Genomic DNA, 25,158 nt, shown 5'->3' on the forward strand with positions numbered 1-25,158 from the left:
CTTTGAAACTACCACTCTATCAATATATCTTAAGTTTTAAACTAAATTTTAAAATTGGATCCTTATCCGCCACCGCCGAGCAGCGGTTTAGTTCTATTATCAAAATACGACTATCTTCTAATGTTTCGCACTCAAGACATTCCTTTACAAAGCCAAGTATGGCTAGGTAAAGGAATATACTTTGGCTACTCTGAAAACTTGAACAAAACCTGCTAAAACTGACCTGAGTACATTATTAGGTGAAGCGCTTATGCTATTTTGTATATGAAATATATTATTTTATAATTAGTCTTCTACAGTCTTGGGCTTGTACAACTTTAAATCCTATATTTTTATATAATTTAAGGGCTTTCTCATTACTTGCTAATGCATTTAAGTTCACACCTGCTGCATTTTGCTCTAAACCTCTATTTATTGTAAATTCTAATATTTTTTTACCGTAGCCTTTTCCCTGATATTTGATATTAACAAACAATAAATCTATCTCAGCATTTTTTACCATTGAGGCACCCACCATCTCATTGTTTTCAAAAAAGATATATACGTATTCTTTTTCCGCAAGTGTTGCCTTTCTATTATTTTCAATAGCCTCTTTGCTTGCACTCAAATACCAATTATATGGCTTAATATCATTTTCTCTTCTTAATACTGAGAAAGCTTCACTTTCAAGCCTTATTTTATCCTCGTAATACTTATCTTCATATTTTACTGCGCGAATATTATGTTCATTAAATTTAGCTCCATCATATGAAAAGCGATATACAGAATACCAATATTCAAATCCAATTTCATTAAATAGCTGTTGCCAGGTAAGATTATCTTTCACATGAAAAACCTCAATAAAATTTATAGACTTCTCTATAAAAAGTTTTTTAGCTTCTTCCCAAAGTTTCAAACCTACTGGTATTATTAGTTCGTCAGTTGCAGCTCCCATTTCAACATAACAATGGCCGCCACCCATTACTAAATGAATAAATCCTTTAATTCCATTATCATCGTATACCAAAATTTTAGATGCAGACTTCAAATTTTCAATTTCTGCTGGCATCGCCTTGTATTCTAATGTATATATTCTTACAATTTCATCAATATCAGATTGTTTATAATCTCTAATCATATTTATTCTCCTCCTAATCATTAGCCCCTATTTAGTTTATTACTAATTGATCCCATTCTACCATATAATTACTGTAATAATATACCTGATAACTCTATTTATTGGAAAAAAACAAAAATAAAGACAATTTATGGCGAATGCTTTAATATAATTAAAGCTTTTCCTATAAACTGTCTTCTTATGGATTTACCACTGAGCTAGTTAAAAGCCTCTCTTAACTTTTCTACAGCTAATAAAACCGCATCTATATCATTTTCTGTTTTAAGATTTTCTTTAGAATAGTTCATTATTTCTCTTATATTATTTAAAGAGTTGCCAAACTTATCATTCATCCATTGATATCTAGGCAATAACCATAGATGAAAGTGACCTGAGCGCTCTTCTTGAATAATTGTAACCTCATTAATACCACATACTTCTTTCATAGCAACCCTTGCTTTATAAACTAACTGAAAAAGTTCTGTAGATTCCTCTAAGGTTAGTTCTGCAATAGACCTTATGTGATTTTTAGCTGCAACAATTAAAAATCCACTAAGGGGAACATCTGGGTCTTGGTGAAGAACAAAATTTTCCGTACCATATATTATTCCCCCTGGAGGTAGCATGTCCCCCTTTCCAACAGAGCATCCCATGCATTGATCTGGCCACTGGTTATTCATAAAATCTTTAAATCCCATTTTCACCCTCCATAATCCCTGAGAATGTAAGAAGCAGTCCTGTTAAGGTCAACCCACAGTTTATTTTATTTTCCCTTATCATCTTTTTAATTTCACTGATTTTTATCCATTTACGCTCTTTAACTTCATTTTTATCAAATTCCTCAATGCAACTTATTGCTTTGCACCTTACTATATTAACTACAGCATCAGACATGCCATTCGAAGGGTTATATGTACATATAAGTTTAGGTTCCGTTACCTTATAGCCTGTTTCTTCTAAAACTTCTCTTTTAGCAGCCTCTTCTGGAGTTTCTCCTTTTTCAATTCCTCCTGCTGGTATCTCCCATTCTATTGAATTAGTAGTATATCTATAGGATTGAATCAAGAGAATTTCATCATTATCATTTTCTATTACTACTCCCACTGATTGGCTTTCAAAGTGTAAATAATGGTGTTTCTCAATTAACCTTCCATCAGGAAACATAACCTTATCAACGTATAAGTTCACCCATGGATTTTCATAAATAATAGTTCTGTCTAATCTTTTAGGTAGCATATTTTCATCCCCAATCTAAAAACCTCTTTGTTTTAAAATACTGTTCCTTAGTAATTTAGACTTATTATACCATAACTATTATGTAAGAATATGTATTTAGCCTCATTTTTCAATTGTAATTCTACACTTTCCACTCTTTAGATTACTATAATTTAAAAAATTTATTTTTTGCGTGAGTCTAGTTTAAGAACTTTAAGTATATATAGCTAAAGTGGTAATAAAAAAACTATCACTTTAGCTATCATTAACACTTAGTCTTACTTATTATATATTCAAAATAAGAACCACTACTATTAAAATAAAATGGAATTGTAATATATTAAATTATGGAAAACTTATTTATTTTTTAGCCCTTAAGACCCTTAGCTTGTCGCTCCATATTTTCTACGACAACATCATGAATATCCCCTAATGAAGCACAATATTCAAGAACTTCCCAGGGAGTATTGGTATGGAAATGTATTTTTATCAGCTCTTCATCCCCAACTACAAGCAAACAATCACCTTGAAAGTTTTTTGAGATATAATCATTTATTGCATCTTCTGAAAGATTTTCCCCTTCAATTAATAGCTGTGTATCAAATCTGTACTCAATCATAACTAGCCTCCTTCTCTATCTTCCAAACTTCTATATATTTGTTAAGTAAAGCATAATTTATAGTAATTCAAAACTTTATCTTAACTCATAAAAGTATAGCATATTTATCTCTTTATTATATTGCTCCTCAAATATAGTAGAGATAACTCTTATTTATTTATGCAATCATTGCAATTGCAGAGAATATTATTCCTATTTTAAACGAAAGTCATTGTAAGTCAACAGCTTTCTTTTTTCTCCACTAATTTAATAATTTTTTCACTTTTCTTTTACTCTCAGTGACCAAAATCAGTTTTAAACTATTTAAACTTTCAGCAGATTTTGCTTATTTTCTTCACTTTAGCCTCGCATTAACATAATAAAACTTTGATCTTCTATGGTTATTCGGATTGAAGTCACTATAGAAATACTCTGTATGCTTTATAAGTTCTATGTCGAAATTTGCTAAAAGCTCTTTGATATCATTTAAATCAGCATAGAAATGAGGTATGCCTTTTTCAAGCTTATCTTGGCTTATAACAGTGTTTTTGTCTATTTTATTTGATCTACTTTCAATAAATTCTGTACTTTCCTTGGAGCAAAATGATAAATATACTTCACCATTTGGTTTCAGTACTCTTTCAATTTCTGCAATTGTTTTTTTAATGCCAGATGAGTCAGTATGAGAAATAACATGATAAGCAAAGATACAATCAAAGGACTTGCTTGGGTAATTGAGAGATTGCATATCACCAACCTCTGCATTTACAAGTAAATTTTCCTTTGCAGCCCAGGCTTTTAAGTATTGAACAGCATACTCTGAAATATCCATTGCTGTTACATTGAAACCTTGCTTTGAAAAATAAATAGCGTGGCGGCCAAGTCCTGTCCCTAAATCTAAAACATCAACATAACCTGATTCCTTCCACTTATTTGCTAAGTAAATGCAATTATCATAAGGCTTAAGCTGTGGCGATGGATCAGTGTTCTCCCAATTAAATCCATTAAGGTTGATAATTTGCTCGCTCCCATTATCATTTTTATAATCCATTTCAATATCCCCTTTTACTGTTAGTAGAAAAGTGATACGTGGAAATAGATTAAGTTGAACAGCCTTCTTACGTGCTGCTGATGGTGATATCCCATGAATCTCTTTAAAAGCTCTCGTAAATGACTCTGGAGATTCATAACCATATTTCAAGGCTAAGTCAATGACCTTTATAGAGTTTGTTTGTAATTCAATAGCCGCTAATGTCATACGTCTTCTACGAATATATTCGAATATTGATATATTCATAAATATAGAAAATGTTCGCTGGAAACTAACTGTAGATTGCCCCATTATATTGGCAACCATATCTAAATCAATGTTACTATCTAAATGTTCTTCAATATAGTCAAAGGCTTCATTAATTCGTTCATACCAGTTCAAACGTATCCCCCCTCTCTAAGAACAGTATAGTAGATAAATAAGTAAAGTTCCTTGCACCTTTAGTTTCATTTATGCAAGGTTATTGCTGAAAATATGAATTATTTAATTTTCTATTCAAATAGTTCATTTACAATTGGAATAATATTTATTAATGGTTCCTCATAAGGATGAATTTGTGATTCTATACTCACTGCTTATATCAACATTATTTTTCACCATATTCCAAACTGGACACATAGATTCTTCCATTAGTTTTATAGTCTCTTCAATCTCACTTGCCTGTAAATCCTTTGATGTAAGTTCAAATATTAAATGTATACTTTTAAAATATGATGGAGGAGTTGTCCTTCTTTCACCAGAAGCAACTACTTTTAATTCAGCTACTTCCTTGTTCATCCTCCTAAGTAATAAAGCCAAGGTCATTCCACTGCAGGTTGCTAGACTCATAAGGAATATCTCAAGGGGAGTATACCCATCTCCATCTATAGAATCAATAATTACTTCATGATTATCACGTGAAGTCCCTGAAAATCTTACTTTGTCATTTATTAAATCTGCTGTTACTGTCAAATTACTATTCATAATAACCCCCTAAAATTCTATTTACATTATTTGAAAATATATTATGATTTACTACTATTTTACACTATACATTGGTGAGTGTATCGTGTATTAAAATTATTCATTATTAATAATATAATAATTTGAAATAGTTCTATTGGGATTTACCGAATAAATTAAATGATGGAATTGAATGCAAGTATGGATTTGTGTGGTTTATAAGTGTCATCAATGATTAAAAAAACATGAAAAAAGCAGGCTCTATTTATAATCTGGGCCTGCTTTAAATGTTAGTGTGGTATATTTGCAGCGAATTGTTTCATAATTCCTTGAACTTCTTCAACCATTTCAGGCTTCAGATAGGAAATCATTTTAGGAATAAACTTCAAAGCATCTTCCTGTGTAAAATCACCTTGTGACTGCTTCTTGAAATTTTCTTCAAGCAATAATCTTGCTTCTTCAACTTTATCTTCTTGTACTCTCTCTAAAATAAATTCATAAAATTTCTCTTGTCCCTGGTTCATAATTATGCCTCCATTCAATTTTATTAAACAAATTATACTATAAAAACTATATTACCATAAAGGCATTTTTTCTATTCTTCACAGTGCCAGTTACCTCACACTAAGATACTGTATCATTAATAATTTGCTTACAAAATATGTTATAATTAAAAGGTGCAGATAATTTTTTAGTTCAAGATATTAGTAATTTTTATGGGGGATAAAATTATAATGAGGAGTATTTTTCAAAATGACAAATCTTATGGAGATAATTTAAAACTATATACCACAAAAGATGGTTTACTTTCCTTATTTCTTTTCGGAATAATTATTTTCATGTATTCAATTCTTGCTATATTAGATATTAAAGTGACCTTTGTAAAAAATAATATTCTAATAATGGGGTGTATATTCAACATTTTGCTGATACTGATAACTATTCTATTTGTTAAGTTCAGAAAACAAACTTTAGACACTATAGGAATTTATAAAGGTAATTGGAAAAAGAGTTGTTGTATAGGAAGCATATTAGCTATTATTCTGTTTTTTAATAATTGCGGCTCCTATTTATTACAAGGAAGCAAATTAATTGATATAGGTAATATTCTTCCTTTAGTTATCTATTTTTTCTTTGTAGCCTTGAGTGAAGAGATTGTTTTCAGAGGCTATATCAGTACTAGACTCTGTGGAATTATAAAAAGACAGTGGGTTGCCATTATTGCAACAGGCCTATTATTTATGCTTATGCATTTCCCTTATAGAATGATAGCTTATGGTATGTCATTAAAAGCACTAACAATAAATAATTTATTTTGGCTTATAGACCTTTTCTTTACACATATCATATTAAACTATATTTATATGAAAACAAATTCACTATATGGAGCAATTATTCCACATTGGATTGCAGACCTTGCTTCAAGCATAGTTGATAAATAACAACTTAGCAAATTCTAAATTGTGTAGAGCTAGGTGCTACAACAAAGGCTTTAGACCATACTGAGAGAATAAAAAGATTTATTAAAGATGATATTTTATAAAGAACTATAAGCATTTATAGTTCTTTTTGTACCTTAAATTAAATATAAGAACATATCTATGTTAAAGTCAATATACTAAAAGCAAATGAGTAAAATAGGGTGATAAATCATTATGAAATATGGAGATTTAGATTACTCCACTAATAGACATAGAGAATTAGGAGTTCCAAGTAATACACTTCCTGCAGAAACTTTTAAAGAATACTACCAAAGTGGAAATTATGAAACCTACTTAATAGAATACTATGGAGATATAATATCTGCATTAGATTCCATTGATTATGCAGATGTTTATATTACTGAAAAATTTTTTGCCATATTATTTGTACAAAGGGGAATGTTAAACACCTTAATTGAAAATGTTGGTGAAATTACAGGTATTCAAAGAAACTTTATCTATACCCTCTCTGAATTAACAATAAATAATGATTTGACACAAACAGGTAGTGTTTATGAGGGGAGTATTCCACTAGATGGTGAAGGCGTAATAGTTGGAATCATTGGGACAGGTATAGATTACTTAAATCCTAGGTTTATGACAGAAACAGGACAAAGTAGGATTGTAGCCATATGGGATCAAACTATAAATACTGGAACAAGTCCAGAAATTTTCCCCTATGGTAGTGAGTACAGACGTGAAAATATAAATGAAGCAATAAATACTGCTCTCATTGGAAGGTCACCTTATGATATTGTGCCCCATCGGGATGAGGTTGGTCATGGAACAGCTATAGCAGGGTTAATTGGCGGAAGAAGTCAAGATGTAATACCTAAATTTAAGAGTGTAGCTCCAAAATGTGAATTTGCCATTGTGAAGTTAGAAGAAGCAAAAAGTTACGCCTTAGAATCAGCAGGAATAGCACAAAGTGTAAAAAATGTTTACCAATCTACAAACATATCATCAGCAATTAGATATCTTTCTGACTTACAGTTAAAACTTAAAAGGCCCATGGTGGTATGCCTACCTATAGGTACAAATTTTGGAGGTCGTGATGGTGGTACCATACTAGAAAGATATATTGATAATTTAACACTAAGGAAGGACTTTTGTATAATTACTGATACTGGTGATCAAGGCATAGGGAATACTCATAGCAGTGGGATAATTGAGGCCACTGGGCAAACAGCAGAAATATTAATAAATATAGGAGAAACACAAAGTTCTTTAAGTATTACAATTTACACCAGAAGACCAGATATTATATCAATAAGTGTTACTTCTCCTTTAGGTGGAACTATAAACAGGGTCCCTTTGCCCTCAATTAATGAACAAAACAAATATTTAACCTTTGAGGAAAGTGGTATAAATATTGAGTACTTTGCACAAGAAGGACTCACTGGATCTGTAAGCATAAGTATGGTAATTAAAAATACAGTTAAAGGTGTCTGGAGAATAAGTCTTTTTGGAGATTATATAGTAAGTGGACTTTATGATGCATGGTTACTAAATTCTAAGTTGTTAAGTGAGGATACTAGGTTTTTAGCTCCAGATCCATTTACAACTTTATTAACTCCCTGTACTGCAGAAAATATCTTAGCAACTTCCTGCTACAATGGAATTACTAATACTATTATTGAATCCTCTGGAAAAGGATTTCCACGAGTAGGAGTAATAAAACCTTCCTTTGCAATAGAAGGAACTAATTTGCTAACGGCAGGTTTAAATAATTCAGTAGTAGTTGGTAGTGGATCTTCTATGGCAAGCGCTATATTAGCTGGCACAGTAGCATTAGTATATCAGTGGTCAATAGTGCAGGGAAGACTTAGTAGTCTTTCCCCCCCTGAATTAAAAAACCTTCTAATTGCTTCAACGGTAAAAGATGAAAGTATAATATACCCAAATCGTGAGTGGGGCTATGGAAAACTAAGTATTAATAAATTATATGAAATTTTGGTATCAATAAGTAAGGATAGAGGTAATACTAATGACAATATCATAGCTAGGTATCCCGAAAGGAAGTCTTCTAGTTACTTGTATATGAATATTCCTCCTGAATTGTTTATAAGGGTAAATAAATAGTACTTTTATTATTTATGATGTTATACTTTTATGAAACTAAATATTCTAGATGTATATTATGATGAGCTGAGTCCTCATTGGCATTTTCTACTCTTGTAGATATCAATCTTAAGATAAATGCTTTTTAGGATATTAGAATTATATTTGTTCTTAAGCTATAATAATAGACAGGATCATATTTTACGACAAACTTATTTCAGAAATGGAGGATTATAATGAAGATAACCATAGCTAAAGAAAAGAATATTGAGATTGCGGTTATAAATAGCAGTGAAATACTGATAACGGATGTTCAGTCAGCCTTAGACTTTATTATGACAGCAACTTATGATACACGCTGTAATCGTGTAGTTTTAAATAAATCAGCAGTATGTGAGGACTTTTTTAATTTAAGTACCAAGCTTGCAGGGGATGTATTGCAAAAGTTTGTGAATTACAATGTGAAACTAGCCATTGTAGGAGATTTTTCTGTATATACAAGTAAGAGTTTGAGGGATTTTATTTATGAGAGTAATAAAGGAAGGCATATATTCTTCTTACCAGATGAAAAGCAAGCAATTGAAAAATTAAGTTCGGTATAAGATTGATGTAGGGACTTTAAGATAACTATTTTACTATAGTAATCTTAAAGTCCCTAGATTTTTTTTATTCTAATTTCTGTTTTGTTTTAGCCATATCACATTTCATTATTTCTTCATACCTTGGTGATTGCTTAATATTTTCTATCTTTTTCTCAACTTACTGGCGGTTTCCATAGCGGTGCATCTATAAATGTAGTCTCTTTTACATTTGGAAGAATATCATATATAGAACAATTCATTAGCTGTTCAAAGTATTCTTTCATTTCAAATGTTGCATTCCAGCGTTCCACAGTAAATGGAAATGTTCCATAGCGTCTTGTTGTATTAACAAACCTTTTTTCTAGCATGCAAAAACCTTGAGCATCTGCAATTGAATCACAAACAATCAACAATTTATCATAGTCATCATAAACTATGTCACTTAAATACTTTATTACAAATTCACTTTCTTCCTCACTCATATCATTTCCCCCTATTTCCTTGTCAAAATCAGTAACTGGAAATGAATGTGTCAAACAAATTCTAGCTGCCTCATCCCAACCCTTCTCCATCATAAATTTATATCCATCAATACCATGCCTTCTTGCACTTATACCGTACCTTCTACCAATATCATGAAGAAGTCCTAACACATATGCTTTGTCTGGGTTAATATCATTACATTTTTCAGCAATGATTTCAGCTGCTAATCCTACATTAATAGAATGTTGTATCCAGGGTCCTTGGTTTAACTTTCCTGCTATCTCTAATTCCCTCTCAGCCATTTCTCTACTTGGAAACATATTCTCCTCCTATGTAGTCTAATTTATATTTATAATCCTGATGCCTAGTTACTCAAATATATTTATTTTATTTGGATAATCTACTTTCTAGATACCTGTCCTTTGTTAATCCGAAGTATATCTCATCGTAATATCTACCATTTGTATAAATATTTTGTTTTAAAATCCCTTCTTGTTCACATCCAAGTTTTTTGTGCATTTTAATAGAGGCTTCATTTCCCTCTAAAACACTTATAGAATACTTGTTTAATCGTCTTTCCATAAATGCATATTTCAAAAGGAGTTCCACAGCACTTGTTCCGTAACCCTTACCCCTATATTCTCTAGCAACTTTAAGTCCAATTCCAAAAGTCCCATTTCTGTCATCATCTAATAATATGTTTATTCTTCCAACATGTACTCCTTCTAAGGTTTCTATAGCAAAAAATGTTCTACCATTGCTGCTTGAAAAATCTGCAATTCTTTCAGAAGACTTCTTTGAATCAGAGATTACCGGTGGAAGTTCAATCATATAATCTACTAATCTCCCTGCTACACTATCAAAATTAGTATAATAATCCCATTCCCAATCCTCCTCTCTCCAAGCTCTAAGTCTAATTAAATCATTTTGCCAATAATAATTATCGTATACTATTTCTCTCATAAAATATCTCCCTCTATTTCTTCTCTTTTAAAAACTCTAATGTCCTCTTATGTAAAAATGGCTGAATCAAAGGATAAGTTAAATTATCTGGCATATCACTAAAGGGTTTAAATTCACTTGTTTCATAACGAAGTTCATTATCTAAACCTTCTACCTCTGAGTAAAATAATTGCCCAAAAGACTTTGTATAGTTAATATTTTCATCGCTTTCTACAGAGTAAACACATATTGGAGTTAATTTAAACTTTGTTGCCCCAGTTTCCTCATATAATTCTCTTGATGCAGCATCATTAATACTTTCATTTTCTTCCCTATGTCCCCCTGGAATTTCCCAAGTGTTCCTATCTTTATGCCTCACATAAAGCCACTGTCCATTGAATTTTGCCATTATTACAGCAAATTTTAACTTACTATCTTCTATAGTATTTAATTCATAAAAGTTTACTTTAAACACACACTACACCCCATTAATAATTATTCATATTTTAAAATAATACTGAAACACCTTAAAAGTGTATCTGAATATACGGTATTAAAACATTATTTTATTAACACTTCAATTACTTAGACCATATATTCATAAGTTCAGATATATTATTAATAATGTATTTTGGCACATATTGTTTTATCTCCCACACTTGTCCACCACTTAACCAAACAGAAGTTAGGCCACCATCAATTGCTCCTTTTATATCACACAGAGGGTTGTCTCCAACAAATAATGTAGTTTTGCTATTTGAATTGATTTTAGATAAAGCAAGATGAAATATTTCAGGGTTAGGCTTTGTAACATTAACCTCTTCAGAAATAATGATAGCTTTCATATACTTTCTCAAGTTCAATTTATCAATTTTTCTATTTTGAAAATCAGAATAACCATTTGTTATCATTCCCATTTTTATATTTTCTTGAATACAAAAATCTAAAACTTTATCTACATTCGCCATAGGTTCAGCACATTTTGGAAACTCCTTATTCCAAAAATCAACTAATTCTTTTAGACTTGGTTTATACCTCCATAAAATTCTGCTTTGAAGCTCCTTGAACATTTCTTCTCGTGGTCTATACCCTTGCCAATCAATTTTTAAAAAAACTTCTTTCATAATTAACTTACTATCATAGGGCAACGCATGGGAGTATTCAAGTATAAAAAGGTCAATAAACTTGCATAATGACTTCTTTCTATCATGTAATGTATCATCTAAATCAAAAAGTATAGTATCAAAAAACATATATTTTACACCAGTCTTTCTTAATTAACTTTTCATCATTTAGGTTGTTGCTTACTTACTAAACCTTTAAATCTAGAGTTTTAAATATATAGATTAATTCATAAATTTATAAGTAAATAAATTCCTTATAAATTATATTTTACCATGCATGTATTGTAAAAATATACGTAAAATTTTTACTTATTAGAAGAAAATGAAAAATAAAGACAATCTCTGCCTAAACTTTAATATAATTAAAGCTTTAGTTAGAAACTGTCTACAAATAGTTAACTTCTAAGTTAAATTTCACTGTACTAAAAATAGCCTAAATAGAATCCCTCTTGTAAATTCATTTATTTTTATTAGTTCTCTAGGTTCTTTTCCAAACAAAATAACTTATAGAAATCAAGAAGTCTACGGCAACAATTATGGACCAAAGGATACATATAGAAAATAAAGCTTTGGTGCGTGAGATATTATCAATAACGACAATCGTGCTTATCTGCATGATTCCACCAATTATATAAGCCCGAAGATGCTTTTTCCACATTTGTAATTCATGTTTTACATATTCAATTCCATTTTTTTAGCCGGCTTTGCACCTTCATGCAGAATATAATACTTAAAAATGTCATCAGCCCATTTAATCATATCTTTACCATATGCAATGGAAACTCCTATATAAACTGCGGCGATCTCATATATTTGCTTCTCAATGTAAATATATCTTATTTAATATTTGCATAACTGATTTTAATATTAACTAATCCCATTGCCCTGGAAATCTTAATTTTTTAAGCTTTGGAAACTTTTTACTATACTCTTCTACTTCTTCCTTTGGAAGATTTTCAAAAAGCTCAGATTCATAGAATTTCCCTTTTATACCTTCCATACTTCCTTCCCATAACTCAATACCCATAAAGGCATCAAAGTTCCTACCCTCAGCAGATGTGATATTAAAATTATCACAGGTTTTAAATCCTATTCGAGGGTAATAGTCTGGTTCTCCAAAAATTATAATGCCTTTATACCCTTTATTCTTAACTAGGTCCATAGTTTCTCTTAATAACAGCTCGCCAACTCCACAGCCTTGCCATTTAGGGTCTACACAAAGAGGTCCAAAAGTTACAACTTCATGTGTATCCTCACCATCAACAACTCTTGCCTTAGAATACATTATATACCCAATTATCTCTCCATCCTTTACTGCTATTCTACTTAGTTCTGGAAGAAAGTCTTTATCTTGACGCATCTTATGCACAAGGTAATGCTCGTCACATCCAAGATGATGATTATTCCAAAAGGCACGCTGAGTCATAAGTTCTACCTTGTACCAATCTTCCTCTGTTTCCATTCTAATTTCTACTTCTTCACGTCTTAACCTTTTCTTTTTCTTTGGAAACCACCCAAATTCTAACCTTACTTCTTTTCTTTGTAAGTCATTGTTTTTGTAGCAACAAGTATCCATACCAATAAGCGTAAAACCTTCATGCTGATAAAAATCTATGGCATTAACATTACAAGATTGTGTTTCTAGTATAATAGCTCTGCGGCGCTGTCTTCTTGCTTGTTCCTTTGCCATCTCAACTAAAGCATGTCCTATTCCTTGCTTTTGATAATTTTCTGCTACCCAAAGTTCTGTAATTCTTAGCCTATTAGACCATAACTCTTGATCTGTCTCAATAGCTGCAACTAGCTCATCATTTACTAATACTCCCCAAGCATATGCATTTTCCCAATGGTCTTCATACAACTTATCTGGAAAATTATATTCTTCTGGGGTATGAGTTACTGGCTCTGTAAAGTCTCTTTTTTCTATGCCAATAGCAAAGCCTTTATCTGTTTTATTTACTATAACATCATAATACTTATCTGTAGTGTACCCTATAGGAATTATAGTTCCCTTCCATTTCTCCTTTGGCAAATGTATAATTTCGTACTCCATAATCAAAATCCCCTCACTTTTATATTGCTTTATTGCTTATTTCCTACTAATCTATTGTTCACTTAAAATTATTCACCCATTTATAATTTAAAATTTAATATAATTAACTAATTATTTTCAATAACAAGTTTTGTTTCTCTCTAATTATCGGAATTAGTTCTCTTACAGCTTGGTTTCCATTAAAAGACCAATAGTTATACCAATTCTCATCACTAAACAAATATCTTAATGAAAAATTCACTATTTTATCCTTATCATATTGAGATAACTCAATTTTTTTCTCATAACCTTCAAGAAGATAATTAAGTTTATCAATGTAATCTTGATTTCCCTTTTTATAATCCCAAAGTTCTAATGCTAAAACTCCTAAATCACTAATCATTGGGCTCTCTTTGAGAAATTCAAAATCAATAAGAAAGTATTTTTCACCTACAAAGAAAATATTATTTAAATTCAAGTCATTATGAACTACCCCTTTCGTTAACAGTTCATAATTAGGGGTATACTTTTTATAAAATATTTCTATTTCTTCTAGTCTTTTATGGGATTGTGCAAGGGGCACTTTCCCCCACATAAAATCCTTGTAGAAATCTGATTTTTTAAGACCTTTTATATTCATATTTGATAAAAGCAAATGAAATTCTCCAATAACTTCACCTATAACTTTAAAATCTTCCTTTGTTTCAAACTTAATGCTAATTAAATCTTCCTTCTTTTGAACTGTAAGTACTTTATCTTCAATCACATGAAAATTTTCTCCATCTTTAGTTTTAACATACCTGGAGGAGCTTACCAAACTTGATTTTAATAAGTTTGTAGCAACATATATAGATAACTCTACTTGCTCTAATTTGTTAACATCTTCAAGTTTCACTATAAAAGACTTGTCCTTACCTTCTCCTAGAAAAACATTATTTCTAGCTTCATTATCACCAAAAGACTTTAATTCTAAGTTTAGACCATACGCTCTAATCATTTCATTCTTAAGATTTATCATTATTTTATTCACCTACCAATATTTTAAAATTATCTTTCTACTAATAGTTTACCCTCTAGTTGTTTCCAAGTTTTCTGATATTTGTTTATATCTTCATCCAAAGCTACTTTTGCATCCTGTACCCACTTCATTACTGCTCAGGCCATAAGTGGCTTACTGATAGATGTAGGTTGAAAAATCACATTTAGAGCATCACTATAGGAATTTGTTGTTCAATTCTCGATTTGCTTTGCAAAATGTAATTTTTCATCCACTCACTCAAGTTTGACAAAGCAACACTACGGTGTATTCCTATATAAACAATGAGTTCTCTGAGTTGAAGAAATATAGGTATTTGTTTTAACCAGTACTCATCTATAGAGTTTTCCTTAGAATAACCTTTCATGAAACTTTCCATAAAATGCTGTGCCTGAGCTTGTCTCTCATCTATGCTATCATCTAAAAAGACATAGATAATGTAAAATAGTTGAATAGCTATATCTTCTACAAACCAACTATATTGACACTCATCAAAATCAAAAATATTAATTCCTTCATCACTTAATATAAAGTTTCCAACATTAATATCTCCATGAATAATTCCAAATGAATTTGAATCTTTACTGAGTTGATTAATTTTATTTACTATAGCCTCATAACTTTCATAGACTTTATATTGATCAACAGGAATAAAATTCTTTATATTCTGCAAATAATAGTTATCTGTCCATTCTGGTCTTTGAATTTCTTTTACTGAAGGTATATATTTCTTAGCTAAAAAATGCATCTTCCCTGTTACTATGCCACATTGCTCAAATAATTCATCATTACTAATACATTCAGGATATCCAATTTTCTTGCCAATAGCTTTCTCAAAAGATGTAACAATAAAGTATGAATCTTTTACATAAACTCTTTCTGTTAATCTACCTTGTATGGAATTAATAGGCTTTGAAGCTAATACTCCATTATTAACTAAGTATAAAATCCAATCTAGTTCCCCTCTCACCATTTCCTCTTTTCGATGTGAGCTATGGGTTAACCTTAAAATGTATAATTTATCTTGCTTTTTATATTCATAAATAAAATTTTGAAAATCCCCAATTAAATTTACAGTTAAAATATCTACCCCAAATCTCTTTGCAGCTTCCTTTAAAATATGTTCACTTAATAATTCTTTTACTTCCTTCTTCAATCCCTTCATCTCCTTGCTGAAATAACTTGCTGCTAACTGAACCTCCAGCATTATTTATAATTAGCACTCCTATGGGTAAATATATCCCTTTTGTTTACTAAAGTTAAATACCCAAAGTCATTAAGATTGTGTATAATAATTGCTGTCCAGATACTTTTTGATATAACTACACTGATAGCACATGTCATAGCAAGTAAAAAAGAACCTATCCATACAAATTTATTATTCCATGTTTTTATGTGCAATGCTCCAAACAACACAGATGATATGAATATAGCAATTACTGGGTTAGTCATATTTATTAATGGAATTAGCAGTATACCCCTATATAATAATTCTTCAGCCGGTAATTCAATAAAGTAAATAAGTATACAAGTCTTAATAATACCTACATTAATATCACTAAACCTTAATTTTATTCCCTTTGCAATAAGTAAATGGGTAATTAGAAATACTAACCCAATAATAAGTGATATCAAAGTTTCCTTATAAGTAATTAGCATATATGAAGGATATATTACTTTTATAACAGTGACACCTGATAATATAAATACAAATCTCTTAATTATATTTCCTTGTAAAGTCTTAGCTATAAAGAAAATATCCCACAATGTTAAAGTCAATCCTATTATAAGGAAAAACCAACTCATAAAATTCCTCCTTTGATTGGAAAATAAAAATCCGAAATAATTTACACTTATGATATTTATAAATTATTTTATGGATTATTTAGTAAATAATTTCCTTATAAATTATATTTTACCATGGATGTAGTGTAAAAATATACCTGTAGTCCTTTATTATTTACCTAAATCAAAAAATAAAGACAACTCTCATCTAAAGCTTTAATTTAATTAAAGCTTAGATGGAAATTGTCTATAACTTTATTTTAGCCCTTAAATAAGAAAGTTGTGAAATACCCTAATCATAGATAATGATTATTAGATTTATTTATATCTTTTCAACTGGAAACCAAAGTTCGTATTTAAAGTTATCTTTAGGTAAATCTTCCTCTGGATATACTTCAATGTCAGGGTAATTTTCATTAGCTCGTCTATATCCAGATGATAGTAACCATTCTGTCCAATTGTAAAAAAGGTCTATGTCAAAATAAAATTTTGGCATAGACCTTTTAATTTTTATTTAGTCATTTTAATGTAACTTCCAACACAAGCTGCATTCCCACTTTGATTGAACTTAATGTAAGCATTGTCAATTTGGTCCTCGTCTACTGCATAAACTAAGTAAACTTCTTTAATTTCATTAGGTGCAAAATCACAGAAGTAGAAGTTTTTACCTTCATAATCTGATTGATCAAAATAAAATGGTGCATTATCCATTGAAAGTTCACAACCACTATAATCATTTAGCGATTTAAGTGTACCCTTTGATGTTTTCTCCATAGAGTAAACTCTTGGATAAACATTTATGTTTTTTAATTCTTTGTCAAAAGGATTCCTCATGGTTAAATTTACAGCAACAAACTTCATTCCTACGGTTTCAGTAACAGTATTCATTCTATTATTTTCCCATTTACGAGAGTTAACTCTTTCATACTTCTTTAGTGTTCCATCTTCATTTGTAAATTCAAGGTACTTATTATAATCATAGAAGCAATTCTTATCTAATTCCGGTAGTTTTTCCAAGACTTCAATTTTATTTATAGTAAAAATTGGGTTTCTATAAGGAGCCCATTCATCTATTATTTCTTCACCTATATTAAATATATGATCATTTGTAATTGTAGGTTCCACAAATTCTTCTGCTTTTTCTTCAGTTGCTTTATTAGCTTCAAGATCTATAAACTCTCCAGGAACCTGTTCACATTTAATATTTTCTGCTACTTTTTTAAGTTCTTCTAAAGATGTATTATTAGCGCCATAAATTGTAACTACATAGCCTCCGTCTTCATAGAACATATTGATAATATGTTTATACTCCATTCCTTCTCTTGTAAGTATTTGTGCTTTTACGCCACCTAGGGTAACTTCTTCTACATCACTTACATAAACTTCCTTAAAATGATTTGTATAGAATGGCTGACAAATGGTTATTCCGCCTACACTAAGGTCACCATTAGGATGATACTTTCCAAGAGCATTTGCAGTTTCTATATATCCTTCAGGAATGTATCCAGGAACCACCTTCATTACAGGTACTTTAGTAGGTGCAGTTTCTGTTTGAATATTATAAGTAAGAGTTCCTGTTTCTTCATTCTTACTTGTTGTAACTAAATATTTCCTAACTGCACCATAGGCTGTTGCAGTTATTGCTAAAGTAGCTGTAATAGCTGCAATGAGCACGATTATCTTTTTCTTCATAATTTTTTTCCCCTTTTTACCAATATTTTCAGTGAAGTCTTTATTATTAATGATTTTCATTCTTTTACTTTTATATTTCTCCGAAAATTCATGAGACTCTTTATAGTTGTTTAACTCTTCTATAGTATTTTCTTGACCTAACAGATATAGCAATTTATCAAAATCAGTTTTACTATCCATACATTTCATCTCCTATCATTTCTTTTACCATCCTTCTACCCCGTTCATACCTTTTAGCTGCTACATCTTCACTTATATTTAACAATGATGAGATTTCCTTATAGCTAAGTTCATAAAAGCAACGATATTGAATTATCTCACGGTATTTTTCTGGTAATTTTGAAAGTAGTTGTGTAATCATATATCTATCTTCTATTGTTTTTACAGAAGAAACCCCATTTTGATTTTCACTTATTACTTTTTCCTCTACCTCTTTAGTAAATAATTCAGTTTCTTTCCTATTCCTACGATATAAATCAATGGCAATATTTTTTATTGTATATACAACTAATCTCTTTGTTTTTAAACTTTCTATTCTTTGAATAGTGGAAATATGTGGAATCAACTTTATAAATGCATCCTGAACTGCATCTTCCGCTTGTTCTACATTATGTAAAATTGAATATGCAATCCCATACATTTTATTTTCATAAGCATCATAAAGTTGTGCAATCATGTTATTTTGAAAATTTTCATCTGATGAAATCTCCACTTAATCACTCCTTCCTGTTTAAGAGTACCCTTACTAAATATAACGAATATCCCCTTACAATTCTGACATTTTTTAAATATAATTTGTAATTTTGTAATCATATGGACTAACTTCAATAAATACCCTCATTAAAATTAAATTTAAAAGAGGCATTATAGATATATTTCTATGCATAAAAAGAGAGCATTCCCACCTGAAAGACTCTCTTACCTAATAGGATAAATTATACCTAAAGTCATTCATTTATCTTAAATAAAAACTAAAGACAACTCACAGCTAATACTTTAATTTAGTTAAAGCTTTAACTGTAAATTGTCTATGGTTTCATTTTCTATATCGTAATATGAGTTAATTAAACCTAAAAAATAACCTACGCCAAACTTATAATAATAGGGTATTTAAATAATTACCGAGGTTTATTTTAGTCTTTCTATAAGAAGATTATTTATTAAAAATTTATTTTATCTAACAACTTTGGAAGCAGATTTTGACTGCCACCAAATCATATTTTATAAGCTGAGCAACTGCCACTTTAGAAGATGGCAGACTTGAAGCTTCCAAAATGTTGTTAAATGTTATATTGAAATTTCTAGTACTTTTAATTCATTCTCTAGCTTACCTGTGTCCTTAAATCCTATAGAAAACCAAAATGGCTCCCCAGTTATCTTATTAGCAGTAAGCCATAGATTTTTGACTCCACAAAAGATAAACTTCTGTTTTGCAAAATTATAAAGATGTGTTCCAAGTCCATTTCTTCTATAGGATGGGTCTATATAAAATTCCATTATATATCCCCAATCAACCCTTTCATCTTTATCAATCTTAGCATGTATAAATCCAACGGATACATTATCAACCTTTAACAAGGCTAACCAACGATTATTTTCACCTTGTTTATTAAGGATACTATTAAGAAACTTCTCATGTATTTGTAAAGAACAATCCGACGCTACTTCTCTCATATACTCGTATCCTAGCCTCATGAAATCCATACAACTATCAGGGTTATTTCTGTTAACTAATACAAATTCAATTTGTTTCATATTATTTTTAATTTCAACCTTTTTAATGTATATAGGACTGTGATTATCTGGATCTATTTTACCACTATCTTCAAAGCCTAGACAGCACCAAAATGGCTTCCCATTAACTTCATCTGGTGTTAGATACATAGCTTCTATGCAATGGCTTAAAAAAGTCTTTTCTATATGCTTAAACATTTCACTTCCGTATCCTTGACGGCGATATTGTGGTAAAACATAAAATTCCATTATATATCCCATATTAGGAGGTAATATTCCTTTAATACCACCTAAGTCAACAGCATAAAAACAGAATCCAATCAAAATACTATCATCAAAGCAAAGTTCAAAGTGCATATCATCTCGACTTCCTTGTATGCTTACTCTTTGCCTGGCATATTCAGTTATCATTGAGTCACTTTCTGAACTTCCTATCTCTTTAAAATATGGAATCCACATGTTCAATAGCTGCTGAAATTGTTTTACATTTCCCTTATCAATTTGAATAAATTTAATTTCTTTCATAGCGAACCTCTCCTTTTAAAAATAAAATAAAACACCTCCGACAAAACCAGAGGTGTTTATATCCCGCTATGAAAAAGAATAATTAATTAATCCTTTTTATTAAAAGCAGATAAAATAACTACTGATCCTGTCGCCATATTAATTTTCATCATTTTATCCACCTCCATTTCAAAATCTATATATTTATTATACAATATTTTACATCTGCAATCAAGTAGCTATTGGTACTATTTCCCACACACTTGCTTATAGAAATCTTCGTTCTATTTTACACTTCTTACACTTAATAAAATGTCTTCAGTGAATGATTAATTCTCACCAAAACAACTTGTTTTCTTTAGCACCTCTTTAACTACTTTTCCAGCTAGTTACCAACAATAAACTCCACAGACTTCAAAGTTTTTTCAGTTAAATCTTCTGGATACCAGTGTCCAATTCCTTTATTAATATGGTATTCATGAGCAAGTCCAACTTCCTTAAATAATTTTAAAATATGCTGAACAACTGGGTCAGTATCCTTCTCCCCTTCAAGAATAACTATTTTCATTTCTCTTTCTGCTAGTTTCTTTGCGTCTTCAAGTCCCACGCTATCTAAATAATCACCAGGACATAGTGTAATAACACCCCTTGTTGGTATAGTGTTTTCAAAAGCAATATTAATTGAAGTAGTGGCTCCACCGGAGAAACCTCCAATTATTACACTACTTTCATCAATGGAATAGTCTAATAGTAATTGCTCATAGCAAGCTTTTAGTTCTTTTCTTGATAGAGCTGGATCCCTAAGCCAGCCAAAGCTGTTATGGAAATACATTTGCGATGATTGAGGATATACAACTATGTACCCTTTTTCTAAAAGTGCATCAGGTTTCCAATACCAGCTAATATTTTTTATGTTACAATGAAATCCATCACCATGTAGACAAAAAAATACTGGATGTTCTTTTGTCGGATCATAAGATTTTGGAAGGTGAACTTCATATTTAAACTTAGAATTTTCTTTAGCTTGTTGAAGTAGCTTTGAATTTAAATTATGAAGAAACTCATATTCGGGGTGGTTTCTTAACAAATCAAAGATTGGCCAGTGTAGTGGAAATGGATAACCTTTTTCAACTGCTCTTTTTATAAGCTTAATACAGCTCTCACTATTATTGGTTTGAGTATATATCCTAGACTCATCAATCATAAGTTCAAATAAATTTTCTTCATATTCATCTTTTGGTAAAAGTTCCTCTGCATGAAGTAGTATATTTAAAACTTCATCATACTTATTTTCAGAAAAGGATCTTGAGTAGGATTCTTCAAATTCATGAAAATTTTTATATTTCATAAGTTCCTCCTTTAATTGGTACTTATTTAAGTTATTACCAATAGTTTAATTTTAACAGATATGGGCTTATAAGTATATAAAGTGGATATATCTAGTCTTTTGATGTATTATTATAGTTTTTTGTCCTCAGTGAATTTGAAATAAATTATAATTACTAAATTTAATAAAGTAGTCTACAATAAGATTATTTTAATTCATATCTCATTACATAAAATTCTCCAAGCCCAATATAGGTTTCTTGTTGTTTCGTTTCAACAATTTCAAAACCTTGTGATTTATAGCAATTCACTGCCCTTTTATTCCAAGTCCTAACCTCTAATACAACAGGCTTGTTAGGAAATCTTTTTTCACTTTCCACTAGAGCCAGCTTAGTTATTATTTTTCCTACTCCCTTATTACAAGAGTTCGGGTTTATGCCAATTCCAAAGAATACTGTATCTCCTTCATCTAATAAGTTTACAAATCCAACTAACTGACCCTCCTCATTTACATAACCTATGTATCTTTCTCTTCTTACAGCATCAGTCAGCGAATAATTTTCTTCAACCATCTTGTCCCATGACGGAAGATTATAAATTGAGTATTCTCCAGAGTATTTCCATTCTGAAATCTCCTTTGCTTGTTCTTCTGAAAGTTTTTGTGCTGTCAATTCCATTGTTATTCCCCCAGTTATTTTAGATATTGTTTATTAACTTTTCTAATGCAATTAAATTATGTTCCCATGTCAAGTATTCTTTTGCTTCATCATAAGAACACCATTTATACTCCTCATGTTCCTCAGATAATTTTACTTCAGGTATATCTTCAACTTCGGCTGCAAAACAAAAATCTTGCATATCTAACAATACACCGTTTTTAGGTTCTTCATATTCAAACGTATACTCTAAATCTCTAATTAACTTCATATTACTTATTCCTGTCTCTTCCCAAACCTCTCTCAGTACTGTTTCTATGAAATTTTCCCCAGTCTCAACACCACCACATACTGGTTGCCAATACCCACTCCTCTCAGGGGTTCGTTTTAAAATAAGCACTTTAAAACATGGATTTTTACAAAAGACAAATACCTGCACATTAACTCTTTGAACCACTAAACCATCACCTCAGCATCAGAAAATATATTAAATATTTCTTACAACTTTTTTCTTCCTCAACACTAACTTCTACTTTTTCAAATAAACTTCTCCTCACAAACTTACTATTTTGTATAATTTAAATAAAGTTTAAAAACTTCAATTACGCTAATTTGTAAAATTTGTAGTAAGTACTCTCCTTACTAGTTACATTTTACCATGAGGCTATTGTAAAAATATACCTTTAATCTTATACTATTTGCGCAGCTCAAAAAATAAAGGCAATTCACATCTAATACTTTAATTTAATTAAAGTTTTGATGGAAATTGCCTATAAATTTATGATTGATGAATCTACTAAGAATATTACGAAACATGCCATTATAAGGATATATTCATTTTTTGTATGTTACAATCATCTTTGGTGAAAGATATTTCCCTATTTGATAGATAATTCTCCCAATCGCCATTTTATATATCGGCAACGGGATTCCTGGGGCATATCTCATACCAATATACTTTTCCCAAAAAACACCATCTTGTGTTGAGTATTCTGCTCCAGATGCGTAGTCCTTACTCATGGCTTGGAATAAGTTGAAAGGAATTAAAACTCCAATTTTTGGTGAGTGAAGTTTTCTTGATTTTAAATCCATATAAAATGCCTTGGATATTTTATATGCCCTTTTTTTATGTTTTTCAGTTGGTTTATAGTCATTCCAACTCAATGCGACAATAGGCAATTGATAGCATTTATTAAATCCCCAGCCTGGTAAAGTATTAGCGAGAGATTGTGTAACACTATTTGCAGAGACACCGCCTGTAGTTGAAATAATTAAAGCCTTTTTATAAAAGTATCTGGGGCGATGAAGTAAAAATGCTAAATGGTCGGTAAAATTTTTAGTAAGGGCAGTAACGGCTCCTTGAAAACAAGAAACAGAAATAATCACTCCATCACAACTTTCAATTTTATCCATAATAGGCTGGATATACTGATTATGAGGACAAAAAATATGCCCCTTTCTAAAACACACGCTACAGCCTATACAAAATGGAATATTTAATTCACTTAAATGTATCTCCTCAAATTTTACTGTAGTATCGATAACTGCTATTTGTTCTTTTACCTCCTCTGTTAAACGCCATGTATTTCCCCTACGTGGACTACCATTGATTATCAATATTCTCATTTCACATATCTCCATTATATTATTAAATATATATTATTAATTTCGTCTTTTATAACATATACGCAAGCTATTTCACTATGAATCTTACCAACATAAAGTTGTTTATTTCTAATGTCGGTTTTAATGGCGTATTTATCTGGGTACACTTCATCCCATTGCTAAAACAGTGTTTATACTACCTAAACTCCCGCCAATAACAAAGGTTAATACAATTTTACCACATAATAACTGTAATAATATACCTTAATTTCTATTTCCTTGTATCTATCGTGAGAATATTATTATCTGGTGATAAATGCTCTAGAAAGAATTCACTGATATTCCCCTCGCCCTGTCCCCTTTGATTTAAATATTCTAGTAATCCATTAATAGAAGTAGGTTATTTATTTTTAGCTTTTTATAGTTTATAAAGAAATAACAAAAGCTTATTTGGATAATCTTGCCCCTATTATGAAACCTTTGGACAGGGGTTGTTTTAGCTTTTGTCCCATGTTAAGATATGTTCATCAGCAAGGCACTGAAGAAATAAAAGCTACTGATTGCCACAAGGAGTTACACATATCCCCAAGGAAATAAGCAGCAAAATAAAAAATAAGGAGTTGTTGATATATGATAACTAATAAAATATTAGCTTTAATTCTTTCATTATGTACTGCAGGAGGTCCAGCAACAGGAGCAGTTCTTGGAAACACAGCTGGAACAGTTGCTAAGAATGTAGAATTACCTAAATTTCCAACTACAGCAGTAGTTCAAAAACAGATTTCTAGTCCACAAAATGGTGGACAAACTATAGATTTACCTTTAAACCTTAAAAATTCTTGTGACAGTATAGTACCAATACAAGTTCAATTACCTAATGAAGATTGTGTAGTTGCTGATGAAGACAATTCAGTAGAAGAAACTCCAGTAATAAATGATAATACAACTGTAGAAACACCAAAAACTGAAGTACCTAAAGTGGAAGTTCCAGTAATAGATAATCCTAAGACTGAAGCTCCAGTAATAGAGGAACCAACAGTAGAAACCCCTGTTAAGGAAGAACCAAAAACAGAAGCTCCAAAAGTTGAAACACCAGCTACAACACCAAGTACTACAGTACCAAGTGGTGTGCCAGCTAATCCAAACAATAAGAGCTTTGTATATCTAGATACAGTTGAAAAAGAAATTCTAACTTATGTTAACCAGGAAAGAAC

At 30.6% G+C, this 25,158-nt stretch carries 26 protein-coding genes and 1 pseudogene; 4 read left to right on the plus strand and 23 right to left on the minus strand.

Features of this window, described 5'->3' with window-relative positions:
• Positions 1-274: 274 nt before the first annotated feature.
• From J2Z44_RS19055 to J2Z44_RS19085, 7 genes are all read right to left on the minus strand, one after another.
• Positions 275-1,117 (minus strand): GNAT family N-acetyltransferase, encoded by an 843-nt coding sequence (locus J2Z44_RS19055; RefSeq protein ID WP_209649955.1) that lies wholly within the window; start codon positions 1,115-1,117, stop codon positions 275-277.
• Between the two features lie 197 nt (positions 1,118-1,314).
• A complete protein-coding gene (locus J2Z44_RS19060; protein ID WP_021284727.1) occupies positions 1,315-1,794 on the minus strand; it encodes an HIT family protein in 480 nt (159 codons plus the stop codon).
• Positions 1,784-2,332 (minus strand): NUDIX hydrolase, encoded by a 549-nt coding sequence (locus tag J2Z44_RS19065; protein ID WP_021284726.1) that lies wholly within the window; start codon positions 2,330-2,332, stop codon positions 1,784-1,786. Before J2Z44_RS19065 ends, J2Z44_RS19060 begins: the two co-directional genes overlap by 11 nt.
• Before the next feature lie 346 nt (positions 2,333-2,678).
• Positions 2,679-2,930 carry a hypothetical protein gene (locus tag J2Z44_RS19070; protein ID WP_021284725.1) on the minus strand — a complete coding sequence of 84 codons (252 nt, stop codon included), beginning with the start codon at positions 2,928-2,930 and terminating at the stop codon, positions 2,679-2,681.
• 334 nt (positions 2,931-3,264) lie between these two features.
• Entirely contained in the window at positions 3,265-4,341 is a 1,077-nt protein-coding gene (locus J2Z44_RS19075; protein WP_021284724.1) for a methyltransferase domain-containing protein, read from the minus strand.
• Positions 4,342-4,500: 159 nt separating this feature from the next.
• Complete coding sequence (locus tag J2Z44_RS19080) at positions 4,501-4,923, minus strand: OsmC family protein (RefSeq protein ID WP_021284723.1); 423 nt, start codon at positions 4,921-4,923, stop codon at positions 4,501-4,503.
• 269 nt (positions 4,924-5,192) lie between these two features.
• Positions 5,193-5,426, minus strand: coding sequence for a hypothetical protein (locus tag J2Z44_RS19085; protein WP_021284722.1), 234 nt, complete (start codon positions 5,424-5,426; stop codon positions 5,193-5,195).
• Between the two features lie 210 nt (positions 5,427-5,636).
• On the opposite strand from J2Z44_RS19085, the gene J2Z44_RS19090 reads away from it, so the two are divergent.
• From J2Z44_RS19090 to J2Z44_RS19100, 3 genes are all read left to right on the plus strand, one after another.
• Positions 5,637-6,344, plus strand: a complete 708-nt coding sequence (locus tag J2Z44_RS19090) for a CPBP family intramembrane glutamic endopeptidase (RefSeq protein ID WP_021284721.1) — start codon at positions 5,637-5,639, stop codon at positions 6,342-6,344.
• Between the two features lie 213 nt (positions 6,345-6,557).
• Positions 6,558-8,465: a S8 family peptidase gene (locus J2Z44_RS19095; RefSeq protein ID WP_021284720.1), complete on the plus strand. Its 1,908-nt coding sequence runs from the start codon at positions 6,558-6,560 to the stop codon at positions 8,463-8,465.
• Positions 8,466-8,680: 215 nt separating this feature from the next.
• Positions 8,681-9,046: a DUF4180 domain-containing protein gene (locus tag J2Z44_RS19100; protein ID WP_021284719.1), complete on the plus strand. Its 366-nt coding sequence runs from the start codon at positions 8,681-8,683 to the stop codon at positions 9,044-9,046.
• Between the two features lie 152 nt (positions 9,047-9,198).
• Here J2Z44_RS19100 and J2Z44_RS19105 read toward each other — a convergent pair whose 3' ends face one another.
• The 16 genes from J2Z44_RS19105 to J2Z44_RS19185 all read right to left on the minus strand — a co-directional run bounded on the left by J2Z44_RS19105 (position 9,199) and on the right by J2Z44_RS19185 (position 23,965).
• Positions 9,199-9,828 (minus strand): HD domain-containing protein, encoded by a 630-nt coding sequence (locus J2Z44_RS19105; RefSeq protein ID WP_021284718.1) that lies wholly within the window; start codon positions 9,826-9,828, stop codon positions 9,199-9,201.
• A gap of 67 nt (positions 9,829-9,895) precedes the next feature.
• Entirely contained in the window at positions 9,896-10,471 is a 576-nt protein-coding gene (locus J2Z44_RS19110) for a GNAT family N-acetyltransferase (RefSeq protein WP_021284717.1), read from the minus strand.
• Positions 10,472-10,484: 13 nt separating this feature from the next.
• Positions 10,485-10,925 carry an NUDIX hydrolase gene (locus J2Z44_RS19115; protein ID WP_021284716.1) on the minus strand — a complete coding sequence of 147 codons (441 nt, stop codon included), beginning with the start codon at positions 10,923-10,925 and terminating at the stop codon, positions 10,485-10,487.
• Between the two features lie 106 nt (positions 10,926-11,031).
• Positions 11,032-11,703 (minus strand): HAD family hydrolase, encoded by a 672-nt coding sequence (locus J2Z44_RS19120; RefSeq protein ID WP_021284715.1) that lies wholly within the window; start codon positions 11,701-11,703, stop codon positions 11,032-11,034.
• A gap of 742 nt (positions 11,704-12,445) precedes the next feature.
• Complete coding sequence (locus J2Z44_RS21680; protein WP_021284714.1) at positions 12,446-13,627, minus strand: GNAT family N-acetyltransferase; 1,182 nt, start codon at positions 13,625-13,627, stop codon at positions 12,446-12,448.
• Positions 13,628-13,730: 103 nt separating this feature from the next.
• Complete coding sequence (locus J2Z44_RS19135; RefSeq protein WP_021284713.1) at positions 13,731-14,624, minus strand: phosphotransferase enzyme family protein; 894 nt, start codon at positions 14,622-14,624, stop codon at positions 13,731-13,733.
• A 184-nt stretch (positions 14,625-14,808) separates the two neighbouring features.
• Entirely contained in the window at positions 14,809-15,798 is a 990-nt protein-coding gene (locus J2Z44_RS19140) for a phosphotransferase enzyme family protein (protein WP_031271792.1), read from the minus strand.
• 50 nt (positions 15,799-15,848) lie between these two features.
• Positions 15,849-16,448 carry a CPBP family intramembrane glutamic endopeptidase gene (locus tag J2Z44_RS19145; protein ID WP_021284710.1) on the minus strand — a complete coding sequence of 200 codons (600 nt, stop codon included), beginning with the start codon at positions 16,446-16,448 and terminating at the stop codon, positions 15,849-15,851.
• 301 nt (positions 16,449-16,749) lie between these two features.
• Positions 16,750-16,923, minus strand: a complete 174-nt coding sequence (locus tag J2Z44_RS19150) for a GyrI-like domain-containing protein (RefSeq protein ID WP_021284709.1) — start codon at positions 16,921-16,923, stop codon at positions 16,750-16,752.
• Positions 16,924-16,937: 14 nt separating this feature from the next.
• The gene (locus J2Z44_RS19155; RefSeq protein ID WP_021284708.1) at positions 16,938-18,299 is read right to left on the minus strand and encodes a hypothetical protein; all 1,362 of its coding nucleotides are present in this window, start codon (positions 18,297-18,299) and stop codon (positions 16,938-16,940) included.
• Positions 18,292-18,831, minus strand: coding sequence for an RNA polymerase sigma factor (locus tag J2Z44_RS19160; protein WP_021284707.1), 540 nt, complete (start codon positions 18,829-18,831; stop codon positions 18,292-18,294). Before J2Z44_RS19160 ends, J2Z44_RS19155 begins: the two co-directional genes overlap by 8 nt.
• 575 nt (positions 18,832-19,406) lie before the next feature.
• Entirely contained in the window at positions 19,407-20,378 is a 972-nt protein-coding gene (locus J2Z44_RS19165) for a GNAT family N-acetyltransferase (RefSeq protein ID WP_021284705.1), read from the minus strand.
• A gap of 364 nt (positions 20,379-20,742) precedes the next feature.
• Positions 20,743-21,705, minus strand: coding sequence for an alpha/beta hydrolase (locus tag J2Z44_RS19170; protein WP_021284703.1), 963 nt, complete (start codon positions 21,703-21,705; stop codon positions 20,743-20,745).
• Positions 21,706-21,889: 184 nt separating this feature from the next.
• Entirely contained in the window at positions 21,890-22,360 is a 471-nt protein-coding gene (locus J2Z44_RS19175) for a GNAT family N-acetyltransferase (RefSeq protein ID WP_021284702.1), read from the minus strand.
• Between the two features lie 19 nt (positions 22,361-22,379).
• Positions 22,380-22,796 (minus strand): NUDIX hydrolase, encoded by a 417-nt coding sequence (locus J2Z44_RS19180; protein ID WP_021284701.1) that lies wholly within the window; start codon positions 22,794-22,796, stop codon positions 22,380-22,382.
• A 377-nt stretch (positions 22,797-23,173) separates the two neighbouring features.
• On the minus strand, positions 23,174-23,965 hold the full coding sequence (locus J2Z44_RS19185; protein WP_021284700.1) for a flavodoxin family protein: 792 nt from the start codon (positions 23,963-23,965) through the stop codon (positions 23,174-23,176).
• Between the two features lie 609 nt (positions 23,966-24,574).
• Here J2Z44_RS19185 and J2Z44_RS19190 point away from each other — a divergent pair.
• A pseudogene (locus tag J2Z44_RS19190) lies at positions 24,575-25,158 on the plus strand (CAP domain-containing protein); the annotation flags it as partial.

It is taken from the genome of Clostridium punense, assembly GCF_017874425.1.
Classification (GTDB): domain Bacteria; phylum Bacillota; class Clostridia; order Clostridiales; family Clostridiaceae; genus Clostridium_J; species Clostridium_J punense.

Excerpts from the sequence above, each read along its gene's own strand:
- J2Z44_RS19150 (WP_021284709.1), bottom strand. The coding sequence starts at position 16,923 with ATGCCAAAATTTTATTTTGACATAGACCTTTTTTACAATTGGACAGAA.
- J2Z44_RS19155 (WP_021284708.1), bottom strand. The coding sequence starts at position 18,299 with ATGGATAGTAAAACTGATTTTGATAAATTGCTATATCTGTTAGGTCAA.
- J2Z44_RS19060 (WP_021284727.1), bottom strand. The coding sequence starts at position 1,794 with ATGGGATTTAAAGATTTTATGAATAACCAGTGGCCAGATCAATGCATG.
- J2Z44_RS19170 (WP_021284703.1), bottom strand. The coding sequence starts at position 21,705 with ATGAAATATAAAAATTTTCATGAATTTGAAGAATCCTACTCAAGATCC.
- J2Z44_RS19070 (WP_021284725.1), bottom strand. The coding sequence starts at position 2,930 with ATGATTGAGTACAGATTTGATACACAGCTATTAATTGAAGGGGAAAAT.
- J2Z44_RS19120 (WP_021284715.1), bottom strand. The coding sequence starts at position 11,703 with ATGTTTTTTGATACTATACTTTTTGATTTAGATGATACATTACATGAT.
- J2Z44_RS19135 (WP_021284713.1), bottom strand. The coding sequence starts at position 14,624 with ATGATAAATCTTAAGAATGAAATGATTAGAGCGTATGGTCTAAACTTA.
- J2Z44_RS21680 (WP_021284714.1), bottom strand. The coding sequence starts at position 13,627 with ATGGAGTACGAAATTATACATTTGCCAAAGGAGAAATGGAAGGGAACT.
- J2Z44_RS19165 (WP_021284705.1), bottom strand. The coding sequence starts at position 20,378 with ATGAAAGAAATTAAATTTATTCAAATTGATAAGGGAAATGTAAAACAA.
- J2Z44_RS19065 (WP_021284726.1), bottom strand. The coding sequence starts at position 2,332 with ATGCTACCTAAAAGATTAGACAGAACTATTATTTATGAAAATCCATGG.
- J2Z44_RS19055 (WP_209649955.1), bottom strand. The coding sequence starts at position 1,117 with ATGATTAGAGATTATAAACAATCTGATATTGATGAAATTGTAAGAATA.
- J2Z44_RS19185 (WP_021284700.1), bottom strand. The coding sequence starts at position 23,965 with ATGAGAATATTGATAATCAATGGTAGTCCACGTAGGGGAAATACATGG.
- J2Z44_RS19175 (WP_021284702.1), bottom strand. The coding sequence starts at position 22,360 with ATGGAATTGACAGCACAAAAACTTTCAGAAGAACAAGCAAAGGAGATT.
- J2Z44_RS19145 (WP_021284710.1), bottom strand. The coding sequence starts at position 16,448 with ATGAGTTGGTTTTTCCTTATAATAGGATTGACTTTAACATTGTGGGAT.
- J2Z44_RS19085 (WP_021284722.1), bottom strand. The coding sequence starts at position 5,426 with ATGAACCAGGGACAAGAGAAATTTTATGAATTTATTTTAGAGAGAGTA.
- J2Z44_RS19080 (WP_021284723.1), bottom strand. The coding sequence starts at position 4,923 with ATGAATAGTAATTTGACAGTAACAGCAGATTTAATAAATGACAAAGTA.
- J2Z44_RS19095 (WP_021284720.1), top strand. The coding sequence starts at position 6,558 with ATGAAATATGGAGATTTAGATTACTCCACTAATAGACATAGAGAATTA.
- J2Z44_RS19105 (WP_021284718.1), bottom strand. The coding sequence starts at position 9,828 with ATGTTTCCAAGTAGAGAAATGGCTGAGAGGGAATTAGAGATAGCAGGA.
- J2Z44_RS19100 (WP_021284719.1), top strand. The coding sequence starts at position 8,681 with ATGAAGATAACCATAGCTAAAGAAAAGAATATTGAGATTGCGGTTATA.
- J2Z44_RS19090 (WP_021284721.1), top strand. The coding sequence starts at position 5,637 with ATGAGGAGTATTTTTCAAAATGACAAATCTTATGGAGATAATTTAAAA.
- J2Z44_RS19110 (WP_021284717.1), bottom strand. The coding sequence starts at position 10,471 with ATGAGAGAAATAGTATACGATAATTATTATTGGCAAAATGATTTAATT.